This window comes from Rhizobium sp. AC44/96 (assembly GCF_001692185.1).
Taxonomy (GTDB): Bacteria; Pseudomonadota; Alphaproteobacteria; order Rhizobiales; family Rhizobiaceae; genus Rhizobium.
This window is the reverse complement of record NZ_LXKO01000041.1, coordinates 220,341-242,685: the sequence shown is the minus strand read 5'-3', so window position 1 is coordinate 242,685 and position 22,345 is coordinate 220,341. Positions and strand designations below refer to the sequence as shown.

20 protein-coding genes, 1 pseudogene and 1 riboswitch are annotated in these 22,345 nt (G+C 58.7%); of the genes and pseudogenes, 12 read left to right on the top strand and 9 right to left on the bottom strand.

The window, feature by feature from the left end; translation table 11 throughout:
- Positions 1-71: 71 nt before the first annotated feature.
- Positions 72-230: pseudogene (locus A6U87_RS30010) on the top strand (IS5/IS1182 family transposase); the annotation flags it as partial.
- Here the strand turns inward: A6U87_RS30010 and A6U87_RS28035 are convergent.
- From A6U87_RS28035 to A6U87_RS28025, 3 genes are read right to left on the bottom strand one after another with little or no spacing between them, the layout of a single operon-like run.
- Positions 227-2,047, bottom strand: a complete 1,821-nt coding sequence (locus tag A6U87_RS28035; protein WP_065694586.1) for an ABC-F family ATP-binding cassette domain-containing protein — start codon at positions 2,045-2,047, stop codon at positions 227-229. The pseudogene A6U87_RS30010 and the gene A6U87_RS28035 overlap by 4 nt on opposite strands.
- Positions 2,048-2,050: 3 nt before the next feature.
- The gene (locus tag A6U87_RS28030; RefSeq protein ID WP_065694613.1) at positions 2,051-2,701 is read right to left on the bottom strand and encodes a thiamine diphosphokinase; all 651 of its coding nucleotides are present in this window, start codon (positions 2,699-2,701) and stop codon (positions 2,051-2,053) included.
- A 45-nt stretch (positions 2,702-2,746) separates the two neighbouring features.
- Complete coding sequence (locus tag A6U87_RS28025; RefSeq protein WP_065694585.1) at positions 2,747-3,271, bottom strand: MarR family winged helix-turn-helix transcriptional regulator; 525 nt, start codon at positions 3,269-3,271, stop codon at positions 2,747-2,749.
- 120 nt (positions 3,272-3,391) lie between these two features.
- Between A6U87_RS28025 and A6U87_RS28020 the strand changes: the two genes are divergently transcribed.
- The 5 genes from A6U87_RS28020 to A6U87_RS28000 all read left to right on the top strand — a co-directional run bounded on the left by A6U87_RS28020 (position 3,392) and on the right by A6U87_RS28000 (position 10,306).
- A complete protein-coding gene (locus tag A6U87_RS28020; protein WP_065694584.1) occupies positions 3,392-4,927 on the top strand; it encodes an MDR family MFS transporter in 1,536 nt (511 codons plus the stop codon).
- 60 nt (positions 4,928-4,987) lie between these two features.
- A riboswitch (TPP riboswitch) is annotated at positions 4,988-5,105 on the top strand.
- A gap of 75 nt (positions 5,106-5,180) precedes the next feature.
- Positions 5,181-6,179: a thiamine ABC transporter substrate binding subunit gene (gene thiB / locus A6U87_RS28015; RefSeq protein WP_244499582.1), complete on the top strand. Its 999-nt coding sequence runs from the start codon at positions 5,181-5,183 to the stop codon at positions 6,177-6,179.
- Entirely contained in the window at positions 6,179-7,816 is a 1,638-nt protein-coding gene (gene thiP, locus A6U87_RS28010) for a thiamine/thiamine pyrophosphate ABC transporter permease ThiP (RefSeq protein ID WP_065694582.1), read from the top strand. Before thiB ends, thiP begins: the two co-directional genes overlap by 1 nt.
- Positions 7,809-8,516 (top strand): ATP-binding cassette domain-containing protein, encoded by a 708-nt coding sequence (locus A6U87_RS28005; RefSeq protein ID WP_065694581.1) that lies wholly within the window; start codon positions 7,809-7,811, stop codon positions 8,514-8,516. Before thiP ends, A6U87_RS28005 begins: the two co-directional genes overlap by 8 nt.
- Before the next feature lie 245 nt (positions 8,517-8,761).
- Positions 8,762-10,306: a M48 family metalloprotease gene (locus tag A6U87_RS28000; RefSeq protein WP_065694580.1), complete on the top strand. Its 1,545-nt coding sequence runs from the start codon at positions 8,762-8,764 to the stop codon at positions 10,304-10,306.
- 52 nt (positions 10,307-10,358) lie between these two features.
- Here A6U87_RS28000 and A6U87_RS27995 read toward each other — a convergent pair whose 3' ends face one another.
- From A6U87_RS27995 to A6U87_RS27975, 5 genes are all read right to left on the bottom strand, one after another.
- Entirely contained in the window at positions 10,359-11,222 is an 864-nt protein-coding gene (locus tag A6U87_RS27995) for an RNA polymerase factor sigma-32 (RefSeq protein WP_065694579.1), read from the bottom strand.
- 377 nt (positions 11,223-11,599) lie between these two features.
- The gene (locus A6U87_RS27990) at positions 11,600-12,172 is read right to left on the bottom strand and encodes a CarD family transcriptional regulator (RefSeq protein WP_065694578.1); all 573 of its coding nucleotides are present in this window, start codon (positions 12,170-12,172) and stop codon (positions 11,600-11,602) included.
- A 397-nt stretch (positions 12,173-12,569) separates the two neighbouring features.
- A complete protein-coding gene (gene fdxA, locus A6U87_RS27985) occupies positions 12,570-12,908 on the bottom strand; it encodes a ferredoxin FdxA (RefSeq protein ID WP_065694612.1) in 339 nt (112 codons plus the stop codon).
- Positions 12,909-13,099: 191 nt separating this feature from the next.
- Complete coding sequence (locus A6U87_RS27980; RefSeq protein WP_065694577.1) at positions 13,100-13,504, bottom strand: RNA-binding S4 domain-containing protein; 405 nt, start codon at positions 13,502-13,504, stop codon at positions 13,100-13,102.
- 3 nt (positions 13,505-13,507) lie between these two features.
- Complete coding sequence (locus tag A6U87_RS27975) at positions 13,508-16,528, bottom strand: helicase-related protein (RefSeq protein WP_065694576.1); 3,021 nt, start codon at positions 16,526-16,528, stop codon at positions 13,508-13,510.
- Positions 16,529-17,202: 674 nt separating this feature from the next.
- On the opposite strand from A6U87_RS27975, the gene A6U87_RS29500 reads away from it, so the two are divergent.
- Together A6U87_RS29500 and A6U87_RS27970 are read left to right on the top strand one after the other, a co-directional pair.
- Complete coding sequence (locus A6U87_RS29500) at positions 17,203-17,358, top strand: DUF3309 family protein (protein ID WP_083199696.1); 156 nt, start codon at positions 17,203-17,205, stop codon at positions 17,356-17,358.
- Positions 17,359-17,388: 30 nt separating this feature from the next.
- The gene (locus A6U87_RS27970) at positions 17,389-17,658 is read left to right on the top strand and encodes a YMGG-like glycine zipper-containing protein (RefSeq protein ID WP_065694575.1); all 270 of its coding nucleotides are present in this window, start codon (positions 17,389-17,391) and stop codon (positions 17,656-17,658) included.
- Between the two features lie 155 nt (positions 17,659-17,813).
- Here the strand turns inward: A6U87_RS27970 and efp are convergent, their stop codons facing one another.
- Positions 17,814-18,383 carry an elongation factor P gene (gene efp / locus A6U87_RS27965; protein ID WP_065694574.1) on the bottom strand — a complete coding sequence of 190 codons (570 nt, stop codon included), beginning with the start codon at positions 18,381-18,383 and terminating at the stop codon, positions 17,814-17,816.
- A 151-nt stretch (positions 18,384-18,534) separates the two neighbouring features.
- Between efp and epmA the strand changes: the two genes are divergently transcribed.
- From epmA to A6U87_RS27945, 4 genes are all read left to right on the top strand, one after another.
- Positions 18,535-19,599: an EF-P lysine aminoacylase EpmA gene (gene epmA / locus A6U87_RS27960; RefSeq protein ID WP_065694573.1), complete on the top strand. Its 1,065-nt coding sequence runs from the start codon at positions 18,535-18,537 to the stop codon at positions 19,597-19,599.
- Positions 19,596-20,648, top strand: coding sequence for a lysine-2,3-aminomutase-like protein (locus tag A6U87_RS27955; RefSeq protein WP_065694572.1), 1,053 nt, complete (start codon positions 19,596-19,598; stop codon positions 20,646-20,648). The genes epmA and A6U87_RS27955 overlap by 4 nt, the downstream gene beginning before the upstream one ends.
- A 261-nt stretch (positions 20,649-20,909) precedes the next feature.
- Positions 20,910-21,161 carry an acyl carrier protein gene (locus A6U87_RS27950; protein WP_065694571.1) on the top strand — a complete coding sequence of 84 codons (252 nt, stop codon included), beginning with the start codon at positions 20,910-20,912 and terminating at the stop codon, positions 21,159-21,161.
- Positions 21,162-22,343 carry an acyl-CoA dehydrogenase family protein gene (locus A6U87_RS27945; protein ID WP_065694570.1) on the top strand — a complete coding sequence of 394 codons (1,182 nt, stop codon included), beginning with the start codon at positions 21,162-21,164 and terminating at the stop codon, positions 22,341-22,343. It begins immediately after the preceding gene.
- Positions 22,344-22,345 lie beyond the last annotated feature (2 nt).

Sequence of the window (22,345 nt, the reverse complement as noted above, 5' to 3'; positions counted from 1 at the left end):
CTCGGGTACTGTCCGTCGCCCCAGGCGACTTGCCGACCGGTCGCAAGGTCCAGCGCACAGCCGATCTGGTGCTCTATAAGAAACGTAATGTCGTCGAACGTTACTTCTGTACACTCAAGCACTTTCGGCGCGTGGCAACACGTTTCGACAAGGTCGCCAGGCACTTCCTTGCCGAAGTTATGCTCGCCTCAGCCCCCATATGGCTCAGAAATTGGGAGCTCGCCGCCTAACCCTCTAGTTCCTCGCGGAGCATCTCAAGCTCAAGCCATTCCTCTTCCATTTTCGTCAGGCCGTCGCGGAATTTCTCCATTTCCGCGGCCAGCCGGTTGAAGGTGGCAGGATCCTTCGTGAAGAGATTGGGGTCGGCCATCTTCTCTTCGCGCTTGGCGATCTCGGCCTCGGCCTTGGCCATTTCCTTGGGCAGGTTCTCGAGAGCGAACTTTTGCTTGAAAGAGAGCTTGCCCTTGGCCTTTGCCGGTTCGGCGACGGCGGTGTCCTGCGCTTTCGCTTTTTCCGCCCTCTCAGCCTTCTTGCGTTCGTCTGCAGCACCCTTGCGCTGTACGAGCATGTCGGAATAACCGCCGGCATATTCGATCCAGCGACCGTCCGGTGCATCGGGAACGGCTGGTGCGATCGTCGATGTCACGGTGCGGTCGAGGAAATCGCGGTCGTGGCTGACGAGGATGACGGTGCCCGGAAAGCCCGCCACCACTTCCTGCAGCAGATCCAGCGTTTCGATATCGAGATCGTTGGTCGGCTCGTCGAGGATAAGGAGGTTCGACGGGCGCGCCAGCATGCGTGCCAGCATCAGCCGGGCGCGCTCGCCACCCGAGAGGTTCTTGATCGGCGTACGGGCTTGCTCCGGCTGGAACAGAAATTCCTTCATGTAGCCGGTCACATGCCGCTGTTCGCCGTTGACCAGCAGGTTCTCGCCGCGCCCGTCTGTAAGGTAGTGCGCAAGCGTATCTTCCAGGTTCAGGTCTTCGCGCTTCTGGTCGAGCGTTGCGATTTCAAGATTGGTGCCGAGCTTGATCGTGCCGGTGTCGGGAGCAAGCTGCCCCGTCAGCATCTTCAGCAGCGTCGTCTTGCCGGCGCCGTTCGGGCCGACGAGGCCGATGCAATCACCGCGGTGAACGCGGATGGAGAACGGCGTGACGATCGGACGGTCACCATAGGTCTTGGTGATCTTGTCGGCCTCGATGACGAGTTTGCCGGATTCCTGTGCGTCGGAAATGGTTGCCTGTACGGATCCCTGCGGGCCCTTGTGTCCGCGGTATTGCGAGCGCATCGTCTGCAGCTCGCCGAGGCGACGCATGTTACGCTTGCGCCGCGCCGTTACGCCGTAGCGTAACCAGTGCTCTTCGCGTTCGATCGCCTTGCCGAGCTTGTGCTGCTCCAACTCTTCCGCCTCGAGGACCTGATCGCGCCAGGCTTCGAAATGCGCAAACCCCCGGTCGAGTCGGCGCGAGGTGCCGCGATCGAGCCAGACAGTGGCAGTCGAGACCTTTTCGAGAAAGCGACGATCGTGGGAGATCAGAACGAGGGCGCTGCGGCTCTTCTGCAATTCGCCTTCCAGCCATTCGATCGTCGGCAGGTCGAGATGATTGGTCGGCTCGTCGAGCAGCAGGATATCCGGCTCGGGAGCGAGAACGCGGGCGAGTGCTGCGCGGCGGGCTTCGCCGCCCGAAAGGTTCTTCGGGTCTTCGTCGCCGGTCAGGCCGAGATGCGACAGCAGATAGGTCACGCGGTACGGATCGTCCCCAGGCCCGAGACCGGCTTCGGCATAGGCCAGAACCGTCTTGTAGTCAGCAAAATCCGGAGCCTGCTCGAGATAGCGCACCGTTGATGCAGGGTGCCGGAAAACCTCACCGGACTGGGCCTCGACGAGGCCGGCGGCAATTTTCAGCAATGTCGATTTGCCCGATCCGTTGCGGCCGACCAAACAGATCTTGTCGCCGGGCTCCACTTGCAGGGCGGCGCCTGCCAGAAGCGGCGCGCCGCCGAAGCTCAGGAAGATGTCATCGAGTTTAAGGATGGGGGGCGCCAAAAATCAGACTCCGGAAAGATCGTAGGGACGAGCGAGGATGATCGCGCGGCCGCCTTCAAGCGAAAAGCGCACAGGGCCTTCCGCGACGTTGGAAATGGTGCGCGACGACCCGAACGGCAAATGGAAATTCATCAGCGGATAGCGCGCATTTTCGATGTTTAGCCCGGTGAGTTCGCTGAAGCCGGGAACGGAAAAGAGGCATCCCTCCGGCAGATCCAGGTCGAGAGCGCCGGGAATGAGTGGCACGGCTTCTTCGGTGCCAGACGTCAGCAGCACGTCGAAGCCCGCTTCCGCTAGGCTGACCGCATAGAGAAGATGCTGGAGACCGTGATCGGATCGCTCGCCGGCCAATGCACCGGCAAGAACAAGTCGCCGGGCGCCGAGCCTGATGGCTTCCGATACGGCGATCTCGCCGTCGGTCGATGCCTTTGCGGCCGGATAGGGCTGCTTAGGCACGCCAGGGAATGCTTCATCGAGATCCGTCGGCGTCGAATCGAAGTCGCCAACCCAGAGCTCGGGTACGACGCCAAGCGCGAGCGCATGGCGCATGCCGCCATCCGCCGCAATGAAGCGTGTTCCCGCGACCGCCTTTTGCAGGCGATCGGTCAGCCGTAGCTCGCCGCCCAGCAGAATGGTGAAGGTGGATTGGTTCATGGCATTGCCCATAGCGCAAAGCGGGGGGCAAGGGAAAGGCGCTTGTTAGCCGTCCTCGGCCACATCCTTCATACGTGCCTGAAAAACGGCTTCGAAGCCGGATATGTACCTGTCGAAAAGCGTTCCGAACATTTCGACATCATCATTGCTCCAGTCCGCCACGATCTCCGAAATGATCGAGAGCTTTTGCGCCTTGACTTCCGACATCAGGCGCTGGCCAAGCGGCGTCATGACGACGACGATCCGCCTCGCATCAGCCTGGGAGGCCTTGCGGAGCAGGATGTTGCGGCCGACCATCTCCGAGACGACGCGGCTGGCACGCGACGGATCGATGCGCATGGCTTCGGCGATCGCTCCGACCGTGACTTCTCCATCAGGCTCGGCGCGCCGCACGGCCTCCAGAACGTCGAGATGCGACAGTTCGAGGCCGGGAACAATGCTCTGGATCGCCAGTCGACCGATCAGACGTCGCCCGGTCATCAGTCGCATGCGCGACATGCTTTGGCCGATGTAGGAAATACCTTCCCGGACCGTGTCGTTGTCTTCAAGTTTCGCTGCGGTTTCGTTCATGTCGAAATCATATCAGAACCAAATGGGGATGAGAATATGCGGGCGTCATCAATGTGACATTGACAAATATATGCTGATAGCACATAAAATCACCCATCCTCTAATCGGAATGATTTCTTCATGGATATGCAAGCTGCCGTCGTGCCGCTCGTGACGGATCATCGTCGCAGGCTGGTGCTCTTTCTTTTCCTTATGACGGCCATGTTCATGGCCACGCTGGACAACCAGATCGTCGCCACCGCGCTGCCCACGATCGTTGGTGAGTTCGGACATCTCGAGCGGTTCAGCTGGGTGGGCTCCGCCTATCTGCTGGCAGTGAGCGCCGTGATGCCGCTCTACGGCAAGCTCGGCGATCTCTTCGGTCGCAAGTATGTGATGATGGCGGCCATCCTCATCTTCACGGTTGGCTCCGCCGTCTGCGGACTGGCCGTCTCCATGAATACGCTGATTGCCGCGCGCGTTCTCCAGGGATTGGGCGGCGGTGGCATCATGGTGTCGATCTTTGCGGTGAACGCCGATCTGTTCGAGCCGCGAGAGCGCGCTCGCTACCAGAGCTATTCCAGCCTCGTGCTGATGGCATCAGGCGCGATCGGCCCGGTACTTGGCGGCGCGATGAGCGACCTGTTCGGCTGGCGTTCGATATTTCTCGTCAACGTGCCGATCGGTGTTGTCGTATTCGCCGGGCTTATCTTCATGTTGCCCTATCGCAAGCCGCATCGCCGCCCCAAGATCGATTATGCCGGTGCTCTCCTGCTTGCCCTGACGACCACGAGTGTCGTGCTTGCAGCCGATAGCAGCGAACTCTTTGGTTCCCTCGTCTCGGTGCCTGCCCTTTCGATCATTGCTGTCGGCGTCCTGTGTGCGGTGCTGTGGGTTCTCGTCGAGCGCCGCGCGGCCGAGCCGATCATTCCGCTGCAGCTGTTTCGCAATTCGACCTTCGGGCTGATGCTTGTCATGTCGATCATGAGCGGCGCGATCGGTATAGGCATGGTCAACTATTTTGCTCTTTTCCTGCAAACGACCACAGGTCTTTCCCCGTCGAGCGCCGGCGGCCTGTTCGTATTGCTTACGGGTGGCATCGTCTGCGGTTCGTTGTCTGCCGGAAGGATCATCGCTGCAACGGGACGCTACAAGCCTTTTGCGGTCGCAAGTCTCGCCTGTAGCGCACTCGCATTTGCGATGCTGACGCAGGTGCATGCGGGAACGTCGGTGTTCGTGATCGGTGCGATCATGGCATTCCATGGATTGGGCGTTGGTCTCGCGCAGCAGGTACCGGTGATCGGCGTTCAAAATGCGGCTCCCGCCCGCGATGTCGGCGCCGCAACTGGCTCCGTGACACTCTCGCGCATGGGTGGCGCATCGATCGCGATTTCCATCTACGGGGCAATCGTCGCCTCGCAGCTTGGCAGGCATGGCACTTCTATTTCCGGTATTGCCGATATCGAGCAGTTGACACCGAAGATGATGGCGGCTCTGCCGGAGGCCGCGCGCGAGGCGGTTGCAGACGCTTATGCCGGCGCGTTTACGCCGCTGTTCATGACATCCTGCGTGATTGCACTGATCGGTCTTGCCGCAGCGTTGATGCTGAAGCCTGTTCAATTGCCGCGCGCTGGTGAAGTCAAGCAGCCGAAACCCGCTGCCGAAGCGGCAGAATAATCAGCTTGAGGCGGGTCACGCCGCCTCTTGTCATAAACCCATTACGACGGTACATCTCTTCTCGCTCTAACGGGGTGCCCCTGTGTCTGTCCGACGCACGGCTGAGAGGCGCGTAAAGCGCTAACCCGCGGAACCTGATCCGGCTAACACCGGCGGAGGGATTAGACGCGTGACACCAGGCACCGCCCATTCCCCTTCATGTGCGTACACCAAGAGGAGAGGTGCCATGTTCAATTTTATGACCAAGACTCGCATGCTTCTTGTCGCCTTGCCAGCATTTCTTGCCGTATCGGCGGCAGATGCGAGCGCGGCCGGCAAGACGCTGACCATCTACACCTATGAGAGCTTCACCTCAGAATGGGGACCCGGCCCCAAGGTGAAGGAAGCCTTTGAAAAGACCTGCGATTGCACGGTCAATTTCGTGAGCGTCGCGGACGGTGTTGCCCTTCTTTCGCGCCTCAAGCTCGAGGGTGCAGGCACCAAGGCCGACGTCGTGCTCGGTCTGGACACCAATCTTGTCGGTGAGGCCAAGGCGACGGGGCTGTTTGATGCGAGCGGTGTCGATACCAGCGCGCTCAAGGTTCCCGGCGACTACAAGGACGACGTCTTTGTACCTTACGACTATGGTCATTTCGCCGTGATCTACGACACGCAGACGATCAAGAACCCGCCGCAGAGCATGAAGGATCTGGTCGAAGGCGATCCGTCGCAGAAAATCGTGATCGAAGATCCGCGCACGTCGACGCCGGGCCTCGGTCTGCTGCTATGGGTAAAGTCGATCTATGGCGACAAGGCCCCGGAAGCCTGGGAAAAGTTGAAGAACCGCGTTCTCACGGTGACGCCTGGCTGGTCTGAAGCCTATAGCCTCTTCACCAAGGGTGAGGCACCCATGGTCCTGTCCTATACGACTTCGCCGGCGTACCATATGGTGGCGGAGAACACTGATCGCTATCAGGCTGCTGCTTTCTCCGAGGGGCACTACATTCAGATTGAGGTTGCCGGCCTGATGAAGAACGCGCCGGAGAAGGACCTTGCCCATGATTTTCTGAAGTTCATGGTAACGCCCGGCTTTCAGGATACGATCCCGACCAACAACTGGATGATGCCAGTGTCCGCGACGTCTCAGCCGCTACCGGATGCCTTCGGCAAGCTGGTCAACCCGTCGAAGACCTTCCTCATGAGCTCGGACGAAGTGGCGAAGAACCGCAAGGCCTGGATCGACGAGTGGCTGGCCGCCATGAGCATGAACTGATGCTGCAAACCACGGCTGAGAAGCGGTGGGCGATGACCGGCGGGGTGTTGAGCCTCGCCGCTATCGTTTTCTTCGTCAGTCTGGCGACATTGGCCCTGCTGGCGGCGAGCGGCCCATTGGCAATATCCGAGGTGCTGTTCGATCCCTATGTTCTGAGAGTTGTTCGCTTCACATTGGTGCAGGCGGTTCTGTCGACCGCTCTGTCGATCGTCTTCGCCATTCCGCTAGCGCAAGCGTTGGCGCGTCAGCCGCGCTTTCCCGGCCGGATCTGGGTCATTCGCCTTCTCGCGGTGCCGATGGGCTTGCCTGTCCTGATCGGTGCGCTGGGTCTGATCGGCATCTGGGGTCGGCAGGGTGTCTTGAACTTGATCCTCACCGAGATTGGCCTTGCGGAGCCGATTAGCATCTACGGCTTGTCCGGCATCCTGCTCGCCCACGTATTCTTCAATCTGCCGCTGGCCGCCCGGCTCATGCTGGCTGCGCTCGAGCGCGTGCCAGGAGAGTATTGGCTGATGGCGAGCAGCCTCGGCATGCGGCGGGGTTCGATTTTCCGGTTTGTCGAATGGCCGGTCCTGCGCTCGGTCATTCCAGGCGTCGCCGGTCTCATTTTCATGCTGTGTGCCACCAGTTTCACCCTGGTACTGACGCTCGGCGGCGGACCGGCCGCAACGACCATAGAAGTCGCGATCTATCAGTCTCTCCGGTTCGATTTCGATCCGCCGAAGGCGGTTGCGCTTTCATTGTTGCAGATCGCATTGACCGTTGTCGTGCTTGGGGCATTGTCGCTCCTTCCTGCAACCGGCGACGAGGGACTGACGACCGGCAAGACGATCAAACGCCCGGACGGGGTATCGCCTGGCGCACGACTGGCCGATGGTGGTTCGGTTCTCCTCGCTACGCTATTCCTGGGGCTGCCGCTTGTGTCGGTGATCGTGGCCGGTTTGCGTGCCGATCTGGTGAAGCTTCTGGCTGAGCCGATCTTTTGGCGCTCGGTTGCAACGAGCGCCGCGATGTCGGTTTCCGCCGCCCTGGTATCGCTGACTCTTGCTTGCGCCCTCGTGCGCGCACGCCACACGATCGCCTCGGCAGGCATGCAGGAACGTGTTTTTCGCTCTTTTTTTGCAGCGATGGGTGGCGCTTCATCGCTGGTTCTTCTTGTTCCGCCGATCGTTCTTGCTACCGGTTGGTTCATGGCTCTGCGTGCTTTCGGCGATGCCACCACCTGTGCCCCTGTTCTCGTAGTCGCGATCAACGCTCTGATGGCCTTGCCGTTCGTCATGCGGGTTCTTGAGCCCTCCTATGCCATTCATCAGAGGCGGACGCAGAGGTTGAGCGCGAGCCTTGGCATTTCCGGCTTTTCCCGCCTTCGCCTCGTCGATTGGCCCGCGCTGCGTAAGCCTATCCTCACGGCCTTGTCGTTCGCGATGGCGCTGTCGCTTGGTGATCTGGGCGCCGTCGCCCTGTTTGGCTCGGATAGTTTCGTGACGTTGCCGTGGCTGGTCTATAGCAGGATGGGTAGTTATCGAACGAATGATGCGGATGGATTGGCGCTGATCCTCGGCATTATATGCCTGCTGCTGACGATCGCCGGCACGATGAAGCAACCGCCGCGACGGGAGGTCGCCTTGCATGGGTGACGGGGTTGAAATGCAGAATGTCTCGCTGACGCTTGGCGGGCATGATTTCCTTTTCGATTGCAAACTTCCAGCCGCGGCCGTGATCGCGGTGACTGGCGCCTCGGGGGCTGGAAAATCGACCTTTCTCAATTTATTGGCCGGCTTCGACGTGCCGGCGCAGGGAGGCATCTTCATCGCGGGGATGAATGTCACCCGAGAGCATCCGGCGAAGCGGCCTGTTTCATTGGTCTTTCAGGACAACAATCTTTTTGCTCATCTCGATGTCTTCACCAATGTTGGGCTGGGCGTTGATCCCGGGATGAAACTCTCTCAGTCCGATCGGCTGTCGATCACGGCAGCGCTTGCGAAAGTCGGACTTGCCGGTTTTGAGGGGCGCATGCCGGCAACGCTATCGGGTGGAGAGCGCCAGCGCGTGGCCTTCGCCCGCGCGCTTGTGCGAAAGCGACCTGTGCTCCTGCTTGACGAACCGTTTGCAGCGCTCGATCCCGGCTTGCGCAACGAGATGGCTGCACTGCTTCTCGACATGCACAAGGAAACGGCGAATACGGTGATCATCGTCTCGCATGATCCCGACGAGGTTCGTCGCATTGCAGACTATGCAGTCTTCATCGATCGTGGCCGCATCGCAGTGGCGGCCCCGATTGGCTCGTTTCTGAGCCATGAGGGGCATCCAGGTTTGCGTCAATTTCTCGACAACTGACGAATCTGGACTGTGCAACGGCACTTTCGCCATAATTTCAAGCGACCCAAGCAACTCCTTAACCACGTTACGCTTGCTAAAATACAACGGCGCTACATTTAAGCAGAGTCTCGCTATGCAACCGATGCGGAAATCAGTTACAGCAAAGACTTACGTCCTCGATTGTGCACTGCAGAAGCGGGGACGGACGCCTGTTGACCCTTGATGAAGACGGCCGGTTCGCTAGGAGCCGACCGACAAGAACGATGACTTGGAGAGCCCGCCTGCACAGCATGACGACGTCGAAATGGCCCGCGACCTCCAGTGATGTGTTCTTTGCAACGTGCCGTTGGGCACGAAGGCTGTCGCTTGTCTCTTTTGCAAGCGTCGCGCTGTACGGCTGCCAGTCCGCTTTGGAACAATCCTATCAACCGAGCGTCGGCCCGTCCTCAAATCCGCAGATCGTCGACGAGGTGCAGAAGAACGATCCGCGCGCTGCCATGGGCGCTCGCGAACATCCCCGTATCGTCGCAAGCTATGGCGGCGAATACAAGGATGCGAAGACCGAGCGTCTGGTTGCGCGCATCGCCGGCGCGCTGACTGCGGTGTCCGAAAATCCCAGCCAATCCTACCGCATCACGATCTTGAATTCCCCGGCTATCAACGCCTTCGCCCTGCCTGGCGGCTATCTCTATGTGACCCGTGGCCTGCTGGCGCTCGCCAACGATGCCTCGGAAGTGGCGGCGGTTCTGTCGCACGAGATGGGCCACGTCACCGCCAATCACGGCATTGAGCGACAGAAGCGGGAAGAAGCTGAGGTCATCGCCAGCCGTGTTGTCGCTGAAGTTCTGTCGAGCGATATTGCCGGCAAACAGGCGCTGGCACGCGGCAAGCTGCGTCTTGCGGCCTTCTCACGGCAGCAGGAACTACAGGCTGATGTCATCGGTGTGCGGATGCTCGGCGAGGCTGGCTATGACCCTTACGCGGCCGCGCGCTTCCTTGACGCTATGGCGGGATATAGCCGCTTCATGTCTGTCGATCCGGATGCCGACCAGAGCCTCGACTTCCTGTCGAGCCATCCGAACTCCGCCCAGCGTATCGAGCTCGCGCGTGACCATGCCCGCGCCTTTGGCCAGGAAGGCAAGGTCGGGGACACCGGACGCGACTATTATCTCGATGGAATCGACGGGCTTCTCTATGGCGACAGCCCCGAGGAAGGCTATGTCCGCGGCCAGACCTTCCTGCATGGCGGTCTTGGCATTCGCTTCGACGTGCCGCCCGACTTCAAGATCGACAACAAGGTCGAAGCGGTCATGGCAACGGGGCCTAACGATGTTGCGATCCGTTTCGATGGCGTTGCTGACAACGAGAACCAGTCGCTGACCAACTATATCTCGAGTGGTTGGGTGACCGGCCTTGACCCTTCGACGATCCAGCAGATCACGGTCAACGGCATGGAAGCCGCTACCGCCCGGGCTAGCGCCGATCGCTGGGACTTCGACGTTACGGTCATTCGCAACAAATCGCAGATCTTCCGCTTCCTGACTGCGGTGCCGAAGGGCAGTCCGAGCCTGCAGCAGACGGCCGATGTGCTGAGAGCAAGCTTCCGGCGCATGACGCCCGAAGAAGCGGCGTCGCTGAAGCCGTTGCGGATTCGCGTCGTCACCGTCCGCCCGGGCGAGAACATCACCACGCTCGCTTCGCGGATGATGGGTACGGATCGCAAGCTCGATCTCTTCAAGCTCATCAATGCCCTTCCGACTGGCGCGTCGGTGGCTGTCGGCGATCGCGTGAAAATCATCTCGGAATAAAAGAAGGCCCGGCTTGCGCCGGGCCAGTTGCATCACTGGGGGAGTAATTCTGTCAGACCGATGCGGCCATATAGGGATCGGCACTCACGAGCGCCGACCGAAGCTTTTCCATAGCCCGGCTCTCGATTTGCCGAACGCGTTCCTTGGAGATGCCGAGATCGGCACCGAGTTCTTCCAGCGTGGCGCCGTCTTCCGCCAGACGGCGGGCACTGATGATCTTCATCTCGCGCTCATTCAGGCGTGTCAGGGCCGATGCGAGCCACACGCGACGACGTTCGCCGTCGATCATGTTTGTGACCTGCTCGTCCGGGAGTGGCTCGTCGCTGACGAGGAAGTCCATCTTCTCGGCGCTATCCGCGTCACCAGAGACCGAGGGCGCCTGGAGCGAAGCGTCGTTGCTTGAAAGCCGGGCATCCATGGTCTGAACGTCCGCAAGGCTTACGCCGAGGGCACCGGCGATCTCCTGATGGATGGATTGCAGCGTCAGCTGTGTATCGCCTTTTGCGAGCTTCGCGCGCAGGCGCCGCAAATTGAAGAAGAGCGCCTTTTGCGCTGAGCTCGTTCCGCCGCGAACGATGGACCAGTTGCGAAGGATATAATCCTGTATAGACGCGCGGATCCACCAGCTGGCGTAGGTCGAAAAGCGAACGTCACGTTCGGGTTCGAAGCGCGCGGCTGCTTCGAGCAGGCCGACATAGCCTTCCTGCACGAGGTCACTCATCGGGAGTCCGAAATTGCGGAACTTCGCTGCCATCGAGATAACCAGGCGCATGTGCGCCATTGCGATCTGGTTGCGCGCGCCGCGATCCTCGTTGTGCTTCCAGCGGACAGCCAGGTCATGTTCTTCTTCTCGGGCAAGATAGGGCGCCGCCATGGCAATTTTGATCATGCGCCGGTCTGCAGACATGTTCTTCATATCGATCTCCTGAACTTACGCTTGGGCCCTCGACGGGGCAAACAATGTTCAATTCCGGGCGTTGCACCCAGATCAAAATCTTGGCTTGAAGATATGAAGGCCCCGAACTCTGGACGTTTCAGCAGGAGGCCCTACTTTAACGTTATGCGTCGGAAATCCGGCGAAGAGAGATCAGTCTTGTCACGTTGCCGATCTGGCAAATTGTGGAACGCATAATCCACTCCTCATCGAACGTAGACCCAAAAGCGAACGTTCGGTCAGGGTGATAGCCCCGCAGACATTCGCAACAGCAATTCGATAACGCGCGAGGCTGGAAAAAGTTCCAAAAAAAACCCGGCTCGAAGGCCGGGTTTTTGATAGGGGAAGCGGGCCGCTGTTTAGGCAGCTTCGTCCTGAGATTCGTCTTCTTCAATCGCCTTGCCGCGCTTGGGACCCTTGTTCAGGTTGGTCTCAACGAGGCGAACGGCTTCAGTTTCCGACATCTTGTTGACGGCAGCGATCTCGCGAGCCATACGGTCAAGCGCAGCTTCGTAAAGCTGACGTTCGGAATAGGACTGTTCCGGCTGGTTTTCGGCACGGTAGAGGTCGCGCACGACTTCAGCGATAGAGATAAGGTCGCCGGAATTGATCTTGGCGTCATATTCCTGAGCGCGACGGGACCACATCGTACGCTTTACGCGCGCCTTGCCCTGCACAACCTTCAGTGCCCGATCAACAAAATCGGTTTCAGAGAGCTTGCGCATACCGATGCTCATGGCCTTCGCGACCGGCACCTTCAGGCGCATTTTGTCCTTCTCGAAATCGATAACGAAAAGTTCGAGCTTCATGCCTGCAACTTCTTGCTCTTCGATGGCGGTGATGGTACCGACGCCATGTGCGGGGTACACGATCGATTCACCGGTCTTGAAGCCGTGACGTGCGGAAGAAGGCTTTTTCTGCTGGGTCGTCATTCTATTCAAAAACTCCCTGTTACGCTTCCGGCGGCGGCCGGAGCCGGGTCAGTCAGGCCCGGGTTAGACGGTGCAACCCGTCGGGTGACTTTGCTTCTGTTCCGACCGAACGGAAACAAACACAATCACGCGCACGATTTCGGGACCTCACAGCTCAAGGCGTTGATATGTCACGGAAACCGCGTGTGGATTTGTTTTGCTTTCGTGGTGGTTTTGGGCACGCAAAATGCCGCAAATGGATCAGTGTTGTAAAGCTACCACAAAAATATGAGGAAATCAATAATTTACTGAGCCTGAGTCATGCAGGCAACACATGTCACCCATATGATTCAAGCAATTTCCTGTGCATCAGTGGACGCATCCCGCACTTTTTTGATCGGCGGGTTTTGCCGGTCGATCAGTCGCCTGCGCCGGGCTTTTCCGAGAAGTACTTTTCGAACTTTCCGGTCTCGCCGTCCAGCTCCTTGGCCTCCGGCATCGCGTCCTTCTTGACGGTGATGTTTGGCCAGATGCTTGCGAACTCGGCATTGATCTTCAGCCACTTGTCGAGGCCCGGCTCCGTATCCGGCTTGATCGCCTCGGCGGGACATTCGGGCTCGCAGACGCCGCAATCGATGCACTCGTCAGGATGAATGACAAGGAAGTTTTCGCCTTCGTAGAAGCAGTCTACTGGGCACACTTCGACGCAGTCCGTGTATTTGCAGCGAATGCAGTTGTCGGTCACGACATAGGTCATGAAGAACTCCAGGATTTCCACGCAGTGGGGCGGGCAACCTGGAACGTCGCGCCTTTCCCCTGGCCGGACTGGGGCGTGGACAACTGTGCGAAGCCTCACGTAATCCGGCAAGTCGAATGTGAAGTATCGGTTCTGATGGCGGATTTCAAGAATAAACCGATCGCAAAACGGGGCCGTTGAGAGACAGTTTTCTAATCGTCGTCAGACATTAGCCTGTCGATTGCTCTGCGCTCTTTTTTCGTCGGCCTTCCGGCGCCAATCGCACGCGTTGCCTGCTCGTAGAGGGAAAGCCGTTTCGTCTCGTCCGGAGGTGGCGTCAGATCCTCATATAGGAGTCTGGCCTCTTCGTAGGGGCCGCGCCGATCTCCCGCCGCCTTGACCACAAGGACGAGATCGCGCCGTTCAAGCGCGATTTCCACCTTGTCGCCGGTCTTTATCATATGGCTGGGCTGGGCGACGCGGTCGCCATTGATGCGCACGTGGCCCGCCTGGATGTGGCTTTGCGCCAGCGAGCGCGATTTCACCATGCGCGTGAAAAACAGCCACTTGTCGATGCGCTGCCGCGAATCGCCGGATGGCTGTCTTTCTCCGCTCATTGGTTACTTCTTCATCTGCTCCTTCAAGGCAGCGAGCTTGGCGAAAGGAGAATCCGGATCAATCGGCTTTTCCTTGCGTGGCGGCTTTGCCTCGAAGCGCAGCGGCTGCGGGCCGCCGCGATTGTTGTTTCTGTCCTTGCGGTCGCCACGGTCCTGGCGATCGCCGCGCTGTTCGTTGCGATCACCGCGTCCTTGCGGCTTTCCGCCGTCCTTGCCGCGGTGCTGGCGGTTGCCGTCACGGTTTTCACCGCCTTCTCGGCCCTCGCCACCTTGGCGACGCTGGCCCTGGGCGCGTTCTTGACCCTGACCACCACGACGCTCGCCGTGATTGCGCGGCTGGCGTTGATTGTCGTTGCGACCACCGAGGCGCCAAAGGAGAACAGGCTTCGGTTCTTCGGTCTCGGCAGCGTCGGTTGCCTCCGCGGCGTCTTGTTGCGTGGCAACAGCCTCCGTTGCACTGGCTTCCGCGGCGGGTTCTTCCGCTGAGCTGTCCGCATCGTCGTGATCAGCCTTGTCAGCCGTCTCTTCCGTCGCACTATCGGACGGTGGCGTGGACGAAGCATTCTGGGTGGAGAGATAGGCAGCTGCTTCCTCGGCCTTGACGGCGTCAGCGCGGTAGCCAAGTCCCTTCAGGATTTCTTCCATGTCGTCGAGCGTCGCACCGAGAATGGAGAGCATCGCCGTCGTCGTCGTAAACCGCCGGCCGTCGTAGGCGCCTTCCGGACGGTTGGGTTGACCGGGCTTCCACTGCAGCAGCGGACGAATGATGTCGGCCAAACGCTCGAGGATATCGATTCTCACCGCACGCTTTCCGAGGAAGCGGAAGCCGGCAAGCTTGTAGAAGGTGCGTTCAAAACCAGGGTCGGTGACAACCGAGGTGCGGCCGGCGGCCAGAACCGGAATGAGGTCGCCGTAGCCCGGCTTGTCGAGACCGTCGTTCTTCAGCGCCCAGAGGAGGGTGATGAGCTCGGCCGGTGCCGGCTTCAGCAGCGCAGGAACGAAGATGTGGTAGGCGCCAAAACGAACGCCATAGCGGCGCATCGATGCGCGCGCATCCTGATCCAGCGACTTCACTTCTTCTGTAACGTCGCGACGGAACAGAACGCCGAGATTCTCAACCAGCTGGAAGGCGAGACCCTTTGCGAGGCCCTGCAGATCCTCGGCACGCGAAAGATCGTCGAGCGGCTTCAGAGCCGTGCTGATGTGATGGTTCACAAAGCGCTCGATGCGAGCAGCCACGTGATCACGAGCATTGCCCGTCAGCTGCTCGTCGGCAAGCAGCAGAACGCGCGGTCGCATGATGTGATCGCTGCCCGCCAGGCGCGCAACAGGGTCGCCGAGCCAGCGGATCAAGCCATCCGAGCTGATTGCCAGATCGCCATTGCCAGCCGCATGCAGACGCGCGGCGCGCGCCTCGAATTCAAGAGCAAGCGCCTTTTGCGAAGCAGTCTGAACTGCCTTGGCGTCTGGTCCATCCGCTCCCGAAACAGGCGTGAACCGGAATCCCGACAATTGTCCCACATGATGTCCTTCAACGAAGACATCGCCATTTACACTGATTTCTGCTTCCAGCATCGCATTCTCTCTCAGGCGCTTCATGAGCACAGATGTCCTGCGATCAACAAAGCGTTTCGTCAACCTTTCATGTAACGCATCGGACAATCGATCTTCGATTTCCCGCGTCTTTTCCTGCCAGTGTGTCGGATCAGCAAGCCAACCAGGCCGATTCGACACATAGGTCCACGTTCTTATCTGCGCGATTCGCGCCGAAAGCGTGTCAATTTCACCGTCTGTTCGATCAGCGCGATGCACCTGCTCGGCAAGGAAGTTCTCGTTTACCGTGCCATAGCGCACAAGATCCGAAAAGAGGGTGGATATAAGATCGGCATGTTGTGCCGGTGTAATACGACGATAGTCGGGTAGGGCGCAGGCTTCCCACAACTTTTCCACGCGTTCGGGCGTGGTGGCAAGGTCGGTGATTTCGGGATAGCGCGACAGCTGCTCCAATGCCTGCTGATCCACGGACGGAAGCGCGCGCGTCAGCCCTGATACGCGTGGCGCGGTCTCAAGGCTGGTCCGCAATCTCTGGATCGAGGCGAAGTCGAGGTCTTTCGTCCGCCACTGCAGCACCTTGACGTTGTCGAACTGGTGAGACTCGATGCGGTTGACGACCTCGTCGTCGAAAGGCTCGACCTGTCCGGTGACGCCAAAGGTACCGTCACGCACATGGCGCCCGGCGCGGCCCGCGATCTGGCCAAGCTCGGCTGGGTTGAGATTGCGGAACTGGTAGCCATCGAATTTACGGTCCTGCGCGAAGGCCACGTGATCGACGTCGAGATTGAGGCCCATGCCGATGGCATCGGTCGCAACGAGATATTCGACGTCACCCGCCTGGTAGAGGGCGACCTGAGCGTTGCGCGTTCGCGGGCTGAGCGCGCCGAGAACAACTGCCGCACCGCCGCGCTGGCGCCGAATAAGCTCGGCGATCGCATAGACCTCGTCAGCGGAAAAGGCGACGATGGCCGAACGCTGGGGCAGGCGCGTGATTTTCTTCTGGCCGGCGTAGAATAAGTGCGAGAGGCGGGGCCGCTCGACAACGGTGATGCCAGGGAGGAGTTGCTGGAGGATGGGGCGCATGGTGCCAGCGCCAAGCAGCAACGTCTCGTCACGGCCGCGCAGATGGAGAATGCGGTCCGTGAAGATATGGCCGCGTTCCAGATCACCCGCCAGCTGCACTTCATCGATGGCAACGAAGGCCGCTTTCGTCTCGCGCGGCATGGCCTCGACGGTGCAGACGGAAAATCGTGCATTGGGGGGCGATATCTTTTCCTCGCCCGTCACCAAGGCGACGTTCTGAACGCCTACCTTTTCAACGACACGCGTATAGACCTCGCGAGCCAGCAGCCGCAGCGGCAGGCCGATGACGCCGGTACCATGGGCGACCATGCGTTCAATGGCATAATGCGTCTTGCCGGTATTGGTGGGTCCGAGCACCGCGGTCACGCCGCGCCCGGACAATATCATGGGCTGCGATGTCAGTTTCTTGGTCCTGAAGGTAAGCGGGATGTCCCGAGGGTCGTTCAGCTCCTCTCTGAAGCACACCACACATGGACAGCCAGCCACCCAAACGCAAGGGTCGATTTTGAATTTGATGTCCTGAATGGATGCGCGAATAGCTTGCAGAATGCGCGTATTCCGATTCGGAACAGCTTGAGAACGAATCAGCGACGAATCGATGACTCCAGATGATTCAGTGTTTGTTCACGGCTAAGTATTGATTTTGAATCACTTTTTCCACAAGATGCTGAATCTCAAGATTCTCGCATTGCGGGTGTTCGAACGCTACCAAGCCATGTCAATGCTGATTCAGCTACGGCTGGGTTTTACTGATGTGACTGGCAAGCGAGCGGTGTTTTTCACGCCGCGATTAACGTCTTGATCAAAAACGGAACAAACGGACGACGAATCAGCGACTTTCGCGTTTTCGGCATTTGTTCACGGCAACATATTGTATTTAAATTGTTTTTTAACCATATGATTAGGTGGAAAAGTTGTCCCTCCCGCACAATTCGGCTAGTCGCCGTTAAGAATTAGCCGCGCCCGGATATCGCTTGATGCGCAGACGGTGGTCGGGAACAAAAATGTGACAAGCGTGTTTCATGTTCATTGAAACTCGAAATTCGCTGAGGCTACGAAACATGCTCGGAACCATACTTCTCATTATCCTTATTCTGCTTTTGATCGGCGCTCTACCAAATTGGGGTTACAGCCGCGCATGGGGCTATGGACCTTCCGGTGGTTTGGGGCTAGTTCTTGTAATTATTGTTATTCTTCTGCTGATGGGACGCATTTAGGCGCCCAAAAAAACCTGGGAGATCTATGTCATGATGAAGAAAATCGTTCTCATTGGCGCATTGGTCGGCGCACTTGCAGCTTGCACACCGACCGAGCAGGGTACGGCGATTGGCGCCGGTAGCGGTGCCATCATTGGTGGCGCGATCAGCCACAGCTGGGGTGGTGCTGCCGTTGGCGCCGTAGCTGGTGGTCTCGTTGGCGCCTTGATCGGCCGCTCGACTGAAAACCGGGGCTACTGCGTATACCGCGACAGATACGGTCGTCGTTACGAGGCACGTTGCCCGCGCAACTATTACTAAGCTGAGCCGCGCGGTTACCTCCCGGTTGCCGCGCGCTGCCTGAGAATAAGAAAAGCGCTGGCATTTGCTGGCGCTTTTTTGTTTGGTGGACTGCACATAGAAAAAGCCTCGTTAGAGATAACGCGGCTTTTTCTTGAATTGCGATCTGACGAAAATCAGTCCTTGGCGCGTTCGACGTAGGAATTGTCTTCCGTTGCGATAACGACGCGCGTACCGGCGTTGATGTGCGGCGGTACCAAGGTGCGGATGCCGTTCGACAGCATGGCCGGCTTGTAGGAGGACGAGGCCGTCTGACCCTTGACGACCGGTTCCGTCTCGGTGATCTCGAGGGTAACGTGACGCGGCAGTTCGAGCGCCAGCGCGATGCCTTCATGCATGGAGAGAATGCAGGTCATGCCTTCCTGGAGGTAGGCCTTCTGGTCGCCCATGGTGTCGACGTCGACGACGACCTGATCATAGCTCTCCGGGTTCATGAAGTGGAAGCCTTCGCCATCTTCATAAAGGAACTGGTGATTGACGTCCTCGACGAAGGCACGCTCGACCTGTTCGGTGGTGCGCCAGCGTTCGGAAACCTTCACGCCATCGACGATGCGGCGCATGTCGACCTGGGTGACCGGCGTGCCCTTGCCGGGGTGAAAGTTCTGCGCCGTCAGGACGACGTAGAGCTTGCCGTCCACATCAAGAACGTTGCCCTTGCGGACAGAAGAGGCGATAACCTTGACCATAAGACTTCCTTGTAACTCGGCTTTTGGCGTCGTAGAGGACTGTTCGTATGGCCCCGAAGACGCAATTGATTGTTCTTTGGGGGCGCAACTAACCTAAAATCCGGCAAATAGCCAGCCCTCGCGTTGGTCCATCCGGCTGAGATCCAATCGTATGAAACCCTCAATCGCCAAAGCATCTCCGTGGTGGACGCCAAGCGTTCATGCCGATCGCCGACCATTCCTGCTTGGCAGAAATGCAATTCAGGCGGCGTTGCGTGGCTATTTTGCGCGCGAGGATTTTATGGAGGTGGACACGGCCACGCTTCAGGTGTCTCCCGGTAATGAAGCGCACCTGCACGCCTTTGCCACGCAGGCATTAACGACGGACGGCCAGGCGGCGCCGTTCTATTTGCACACCTCGCCTGAGTTCGCCTGCAAGAAGTTGCTTGCTGCCGGTGAAGAGCGCATCGCGTGCTTTGCGCATGTCTATCGCAATCGCGAACGAGGGCCGCTGCATCATCCGGAATTCACGATGCTTGAATGGTATCGTGCCGGTGAAAGCTACGAGAGCCTGATGATGGACTGCGTGCGGATCCTTGCGCTGGCGGCAGAGACGACGAAGACCGCCAAGCTTAACTATAGAGGCAAAGAGTGCGATCCGTTCAATGGTCCGGAACGGATCAGCGTGGCGGACGCTTTCAGACAACACGCGAACATCGACCTACTGGCCTCAGTCTGCGCCGATGGATCGACCGACCGCGACCATCTCGCAGCGGAGGTCCATCATGTGGGCATGCGTGTGGCTGATGACGATGGCTGGGCCGACCTATTCAGCCGCGTCCTTGTCGAAAAGGTGGAGCCACATCTCGGTTTTGGCCAAGTCACCATTCTTGACGAATATCCGGTTTGCGAGGCGGCGCTGGCGCGACCATCGGCACGCGATCCTCGTGTGGCCGAGCGCTTCGAGGTTTATGCCTGCGGCGTGGAGCTCGCAAATGGCTTTGGTGAATTGACAAATCCCGTCGAGCAACGCCGCCGTTTCGAGATTGAAATGGCGGAGAAGGCGCGTATCTACGGTGAGACCTATCCGATCGATGAGGATTTTCTGGACGCCCTTTCAATCATGCCGGAGGCAAGCGGTATAGCCTTGGGCTTCGATCGGTTGGTGATGCTCGCGACCGGTGCCTCCCGGATCGATCAGGTGTTGTGGGCGCCGGTGGCGGAGTACGGGCGGTGAATATTGTCAGGCCGATCAAGAGCGTTGAAGATCTGGGCGATGCCGGACTGATTGCGGAACGCGATCGGGCCGCATTGAGTGAGGTCGCGGCGCGCTATGCCATTGCGCTGACGGCTGACGTGGTGAAGCTGATCAACCGCGACGATCCTGCCGATCCGATCGCTCGCCAGTTCGTGCCGGATGCGGCCGAACTCGTGGTGACTGCCGAGGAGCGGGCCGACCCGATCGGCGATCATGCGCACAGCCCGGTCAAAGGTATCGTTCACCGGTATCCGGACCGGGTACTGCTGAAGGCCGTTCATGTTTGCCCCGTCTACTGCCGTTTCTGTTTTCGCCGCGAGATGGTGGGGCCGCAGGGTTTGGGAACGCTCGATAGCAACGCCATGAAAGCTGCGTTCGATTATATCCGGGAACATAGCGAGATATGGGAAGTCATTCTCACGGGTGGTGATCCGCTGGTTCTGTCGCCGCGCCGCCTCAAGGAAATCCTTGGCGAGCTGGCATCGATCGAACACGTCAAGATCGTTCGGTTCCACACACGCGTTCCGGTCGTGGATCCCCACAAAGTGGATGCTGCGCTGATCGATGCGCTGAAGGCGAGCGGAAAGACCGTTTACGTGGCATTGCACGCCAATCACCCACGCGAGCTCAGTGCGGAAGCCCGCAGCGCATGCGCACGCTTGGTGGACGCAGGCATTGTCATGTTGAGCCAGTCTGTATTGCTTAAAGGGATAAATGATGATCCGGCTATACTTGCGGATTTGATGAAAGCCTTTGTCGAGACGCGTATTAAGCCGTATTATCTTCATCATCCCGACCTCGCGCCCGGAACTAGCCATTTCCGGCTGACGATCGAGGAGGGGCAGAAGATCGTTTCCGCGTTGCGGGGCCGCATTTCCGGCCTGTGCCAGCCGACTTATATTCTTGATATACCAGGCGGCTACGGCAAGGCGGATATCGGCGAGCGGGCAATGCGCAAGGTCGACGAAGAGTCCCATCTGGTTTCCGACTACCGCGGTGGCGAACATCGGTATCCGCCCGCCGAATAACGCGAAAGGGTGCTAGAAGGCGTACTAATCTTGGACAATTTTCCACACGCCAGAAGTGCGGCTGTCGGCAAATTCCACATAAGCAATTGCTATTGCTATATTTTTTCTGAAATGTTTCGTTTTTGTTAAATTTATATTCGTTGTTATTAACGTACTTTAACTACGTCATTTAGGGGAATCTTGGGTTTTCAAGATTAGGGATATTGTATTGCAAGAGGCGTGCTCGCCCTCGGGATATGATCATCTTGGAGATGTTATAGAATGAATACGACAATCCGCGAACTCTTGGTCAAATTCGGAAAGCTCCCGATCCCGGTTGATCAGGTGGCGGATGATGCCGATCTTTACGGCGCCGGCCTGACGTCCTTCGCGTCCGTTCAGCTGATGCTGGCGATCGAAGAGGCCTTCGACATCGAATTTCCCGATAACCTTCTCAATCGCAAGTCTTTTGCCAGCGTCTCGGCGATTGCCAAGACCATCGATCAGATCAAGGACAGCCGGAAAGTTGCCTAAATGAACTTCCCTGTCAAAATCACGGAAGAAAGTCTGACTGCCAGGGTGGCTCGCGTTGCCGCGATCGCGGCGAAGTGCGCAGACGCCGTTGATTTTGAGGGGCGGTTCCCTCAGGAGGCTGTCGATGCGATGAAGGCCGAGAAGCTACTCGGCATTCAGGTTCCATCCGAGTTTGGCGGCGAAGGCGCGACCATTGCGCAGATCGCCGAGCTATGCTCGTTGCTTGGTCAGTCCTGCGCGGCCGCCGCCATGGTCTTTGCCATGCACCATATCAAGCTGTGCAGCCTCGTCGAGCATGGTGGCGCCAGCGACTGGCACCGCGACTTCATGCGACGTGTTGCCGGTGAACAGCTGCTTATCGGCTCGGCCACGACCGAAGGCGGCATCGGCGGGAACCTCAGAAACAGCATTTGCGCGATTGTCGTGGATGGACCGATCTGCCGTCTCGAGAAAGATGCGACGGTCATCTCCTACGGATCCCATGCCGACGCAATCATGATTACATCGCGGGCACATCCTGACGCTGCACCGTCCGATCAGGTTCTGACGGTTTTTCTCAGCACACAATATACGCTCGAGAAAACGCATGCGTGGAACACACTCGGCATGCGGGGAACCTGTTCAGACGGGTTTCTGTTCAAGGGCGAAGCGCCTGCCGAACAAATCCTGCCGAAGCCCTTCGCGGAGATTGCTGCGCAATCCATGCTGGCATCCTCGCATCTTCTCTGGAGCAGTGTCTGGTACGGCATTGCCGTTGATGCTGTTGCAAGAGCTCAGGCTTTTGTCAGGGCCGCTGCGCGCAAATCGCCAGGCGTGACGCCACCCGGCGCACTTCGATTGGCGGAAGTCTCCAACCTGCTTCAGATGGTGCGGTCGAATGTCGTCGCCGGATTGAAGGCCTATGAGGACGCCAAGGTCGACGTCGACAAGCTGTCATCGATGGGCTTCGCCGTCGCGATGAACAACGTGAAGATCGCGTCTTCGGAAACAATTCTCGAGATCATCAATCATGCCATGCTGATCTGCGGGATCATGGGATACAAGAACGGTACGCCGTTCAGCGTCGGACGCCATCTCAGGGATGCTCATTCCGCGCAGCTCATGATCTCGAACGACCGCATTCTCGGCAACACGTCGAGCATGCTTCTTGTCCACAAGCAGGACACTAGCTTACTGGGGTGATG

Coding starts and splice junctions, on each gene's coding strand:
- fdxA (WP_065694612.1), bottom strand. CDS start 12,908: ATGACCTATGTCGTGACCGACAACTGCATTCGCTGCAAATACACGGAC.
- A6U87_RS27945 (WP_065694570.1), top strand. CDS start 21,162: ATGAACTTCCCTGTCAAAATCACGGAAGAAAGTCTGACTGCCAGGGTG.
- A6U87_RS27950 (WP_065694571.1), top strand. CDS start 20,910: ATGAATACGACAATCCGCGAACTCTTGGTCAAATTCGGAAAGCTCCCG.
- thiB (WP_244499582.1), top strand. CDS start 5,181: ATGCTTCTTGTCGCCTTGCCAGCATTTCTTGCCGTATCGGCGGCAGAT.
- A6U87_RS27980 (WP_065694577.1), bottom strand. CDS start 13,504: ATGAGCGGAGAAAGACAGCCATCCGGCGATTCGCGGCAGCGCATCGAC.
- A6U87_RS27970 (WP_065694575.1), top strand. CDS start 17,389: ATGATGAAGAAAATCGTTCTCATTGGCGCATTGGTCGGCGCACTTGCA.
- A6U87_RS28025 (WP_065694585.1), bottom strand. CDS start 3,271: ATGAACGAAACCGCAGCGAAACTTGAAGACAACGACACGGTCCGGGAA.
- A6U87_RS28000 (WP_065694580.1), top strand. CDS start 8,762: ATGACTTGGAGAGCCCGCCTGCACAGCATGACGACGTCGAAATGGCCC.
- A6U87_RS28020 (WP_065694584.1), top strand. CDS start 3,392: ATGGATATGCAAGCTGCCGTCGTGCCGCTCGTGACGGATCATCGTCGC.
- A6U87_RS29500 (WP_083199696.1), top strand. CDS start 17,203: ATGCTCGGAACCATACTTCTCATTATCCTTATTCTGCTTTTGATCGGC.
- A6U87_RS27990 (WP_065694578.1), bottom strand. CDS start 12,172: ATGACGACCCAGCAGAAAAAGCCTTCTTCCGCACGTCACGGCTTCAAG.
- A6U87_RS28030 (WP_065694613.1), bottom strand. CDS start 2,701: ATGAACCAATCCACCTTCACCATTCTGCTGGGCGGCGAGCTACGGCTG.
- efp (WP_065694574.1), bottom strand. CDS start 18,383: ATGGTCAAGGTTATCGCCTCTTCTGTCCGCAAGGGCAACGTTCTTGAT.
- A6U87_RS27975 (WP_065694576.1), bottom strand. CDS start 16,528: ATGATATTGTCCGGGCGCGGCGTGACCGCGGTGCTCGGACCCACCAAT.
- A6U87_RS27995 (WP_065694579.1), bottom strand. CDS start 11,222: ATGAAGAACATGTCTGCAGACCGGCGCATGATCAAAATTGCCATGGCG.
- epmA (WP_065694573.1), top strand. CDS start 18,535: ATGAAACCCTCAATCGCCAAAGCATCTCCGTGGTGGACGCCAAGCGTT.
- A6U87_RS28005 (WP_065694581.1), top strand. CDS start 7,809: ATGGGTGACGGGGTTGAAATGCAGAATGTCTCGCTGACGCTTGGCGGG.
- thiP (WP_065694582.1), top strand. CDS start 6,179: ATGCTGCAAACCACGGCTGAGAAGCGGTGGGCGATGACCGGCGGGGTG.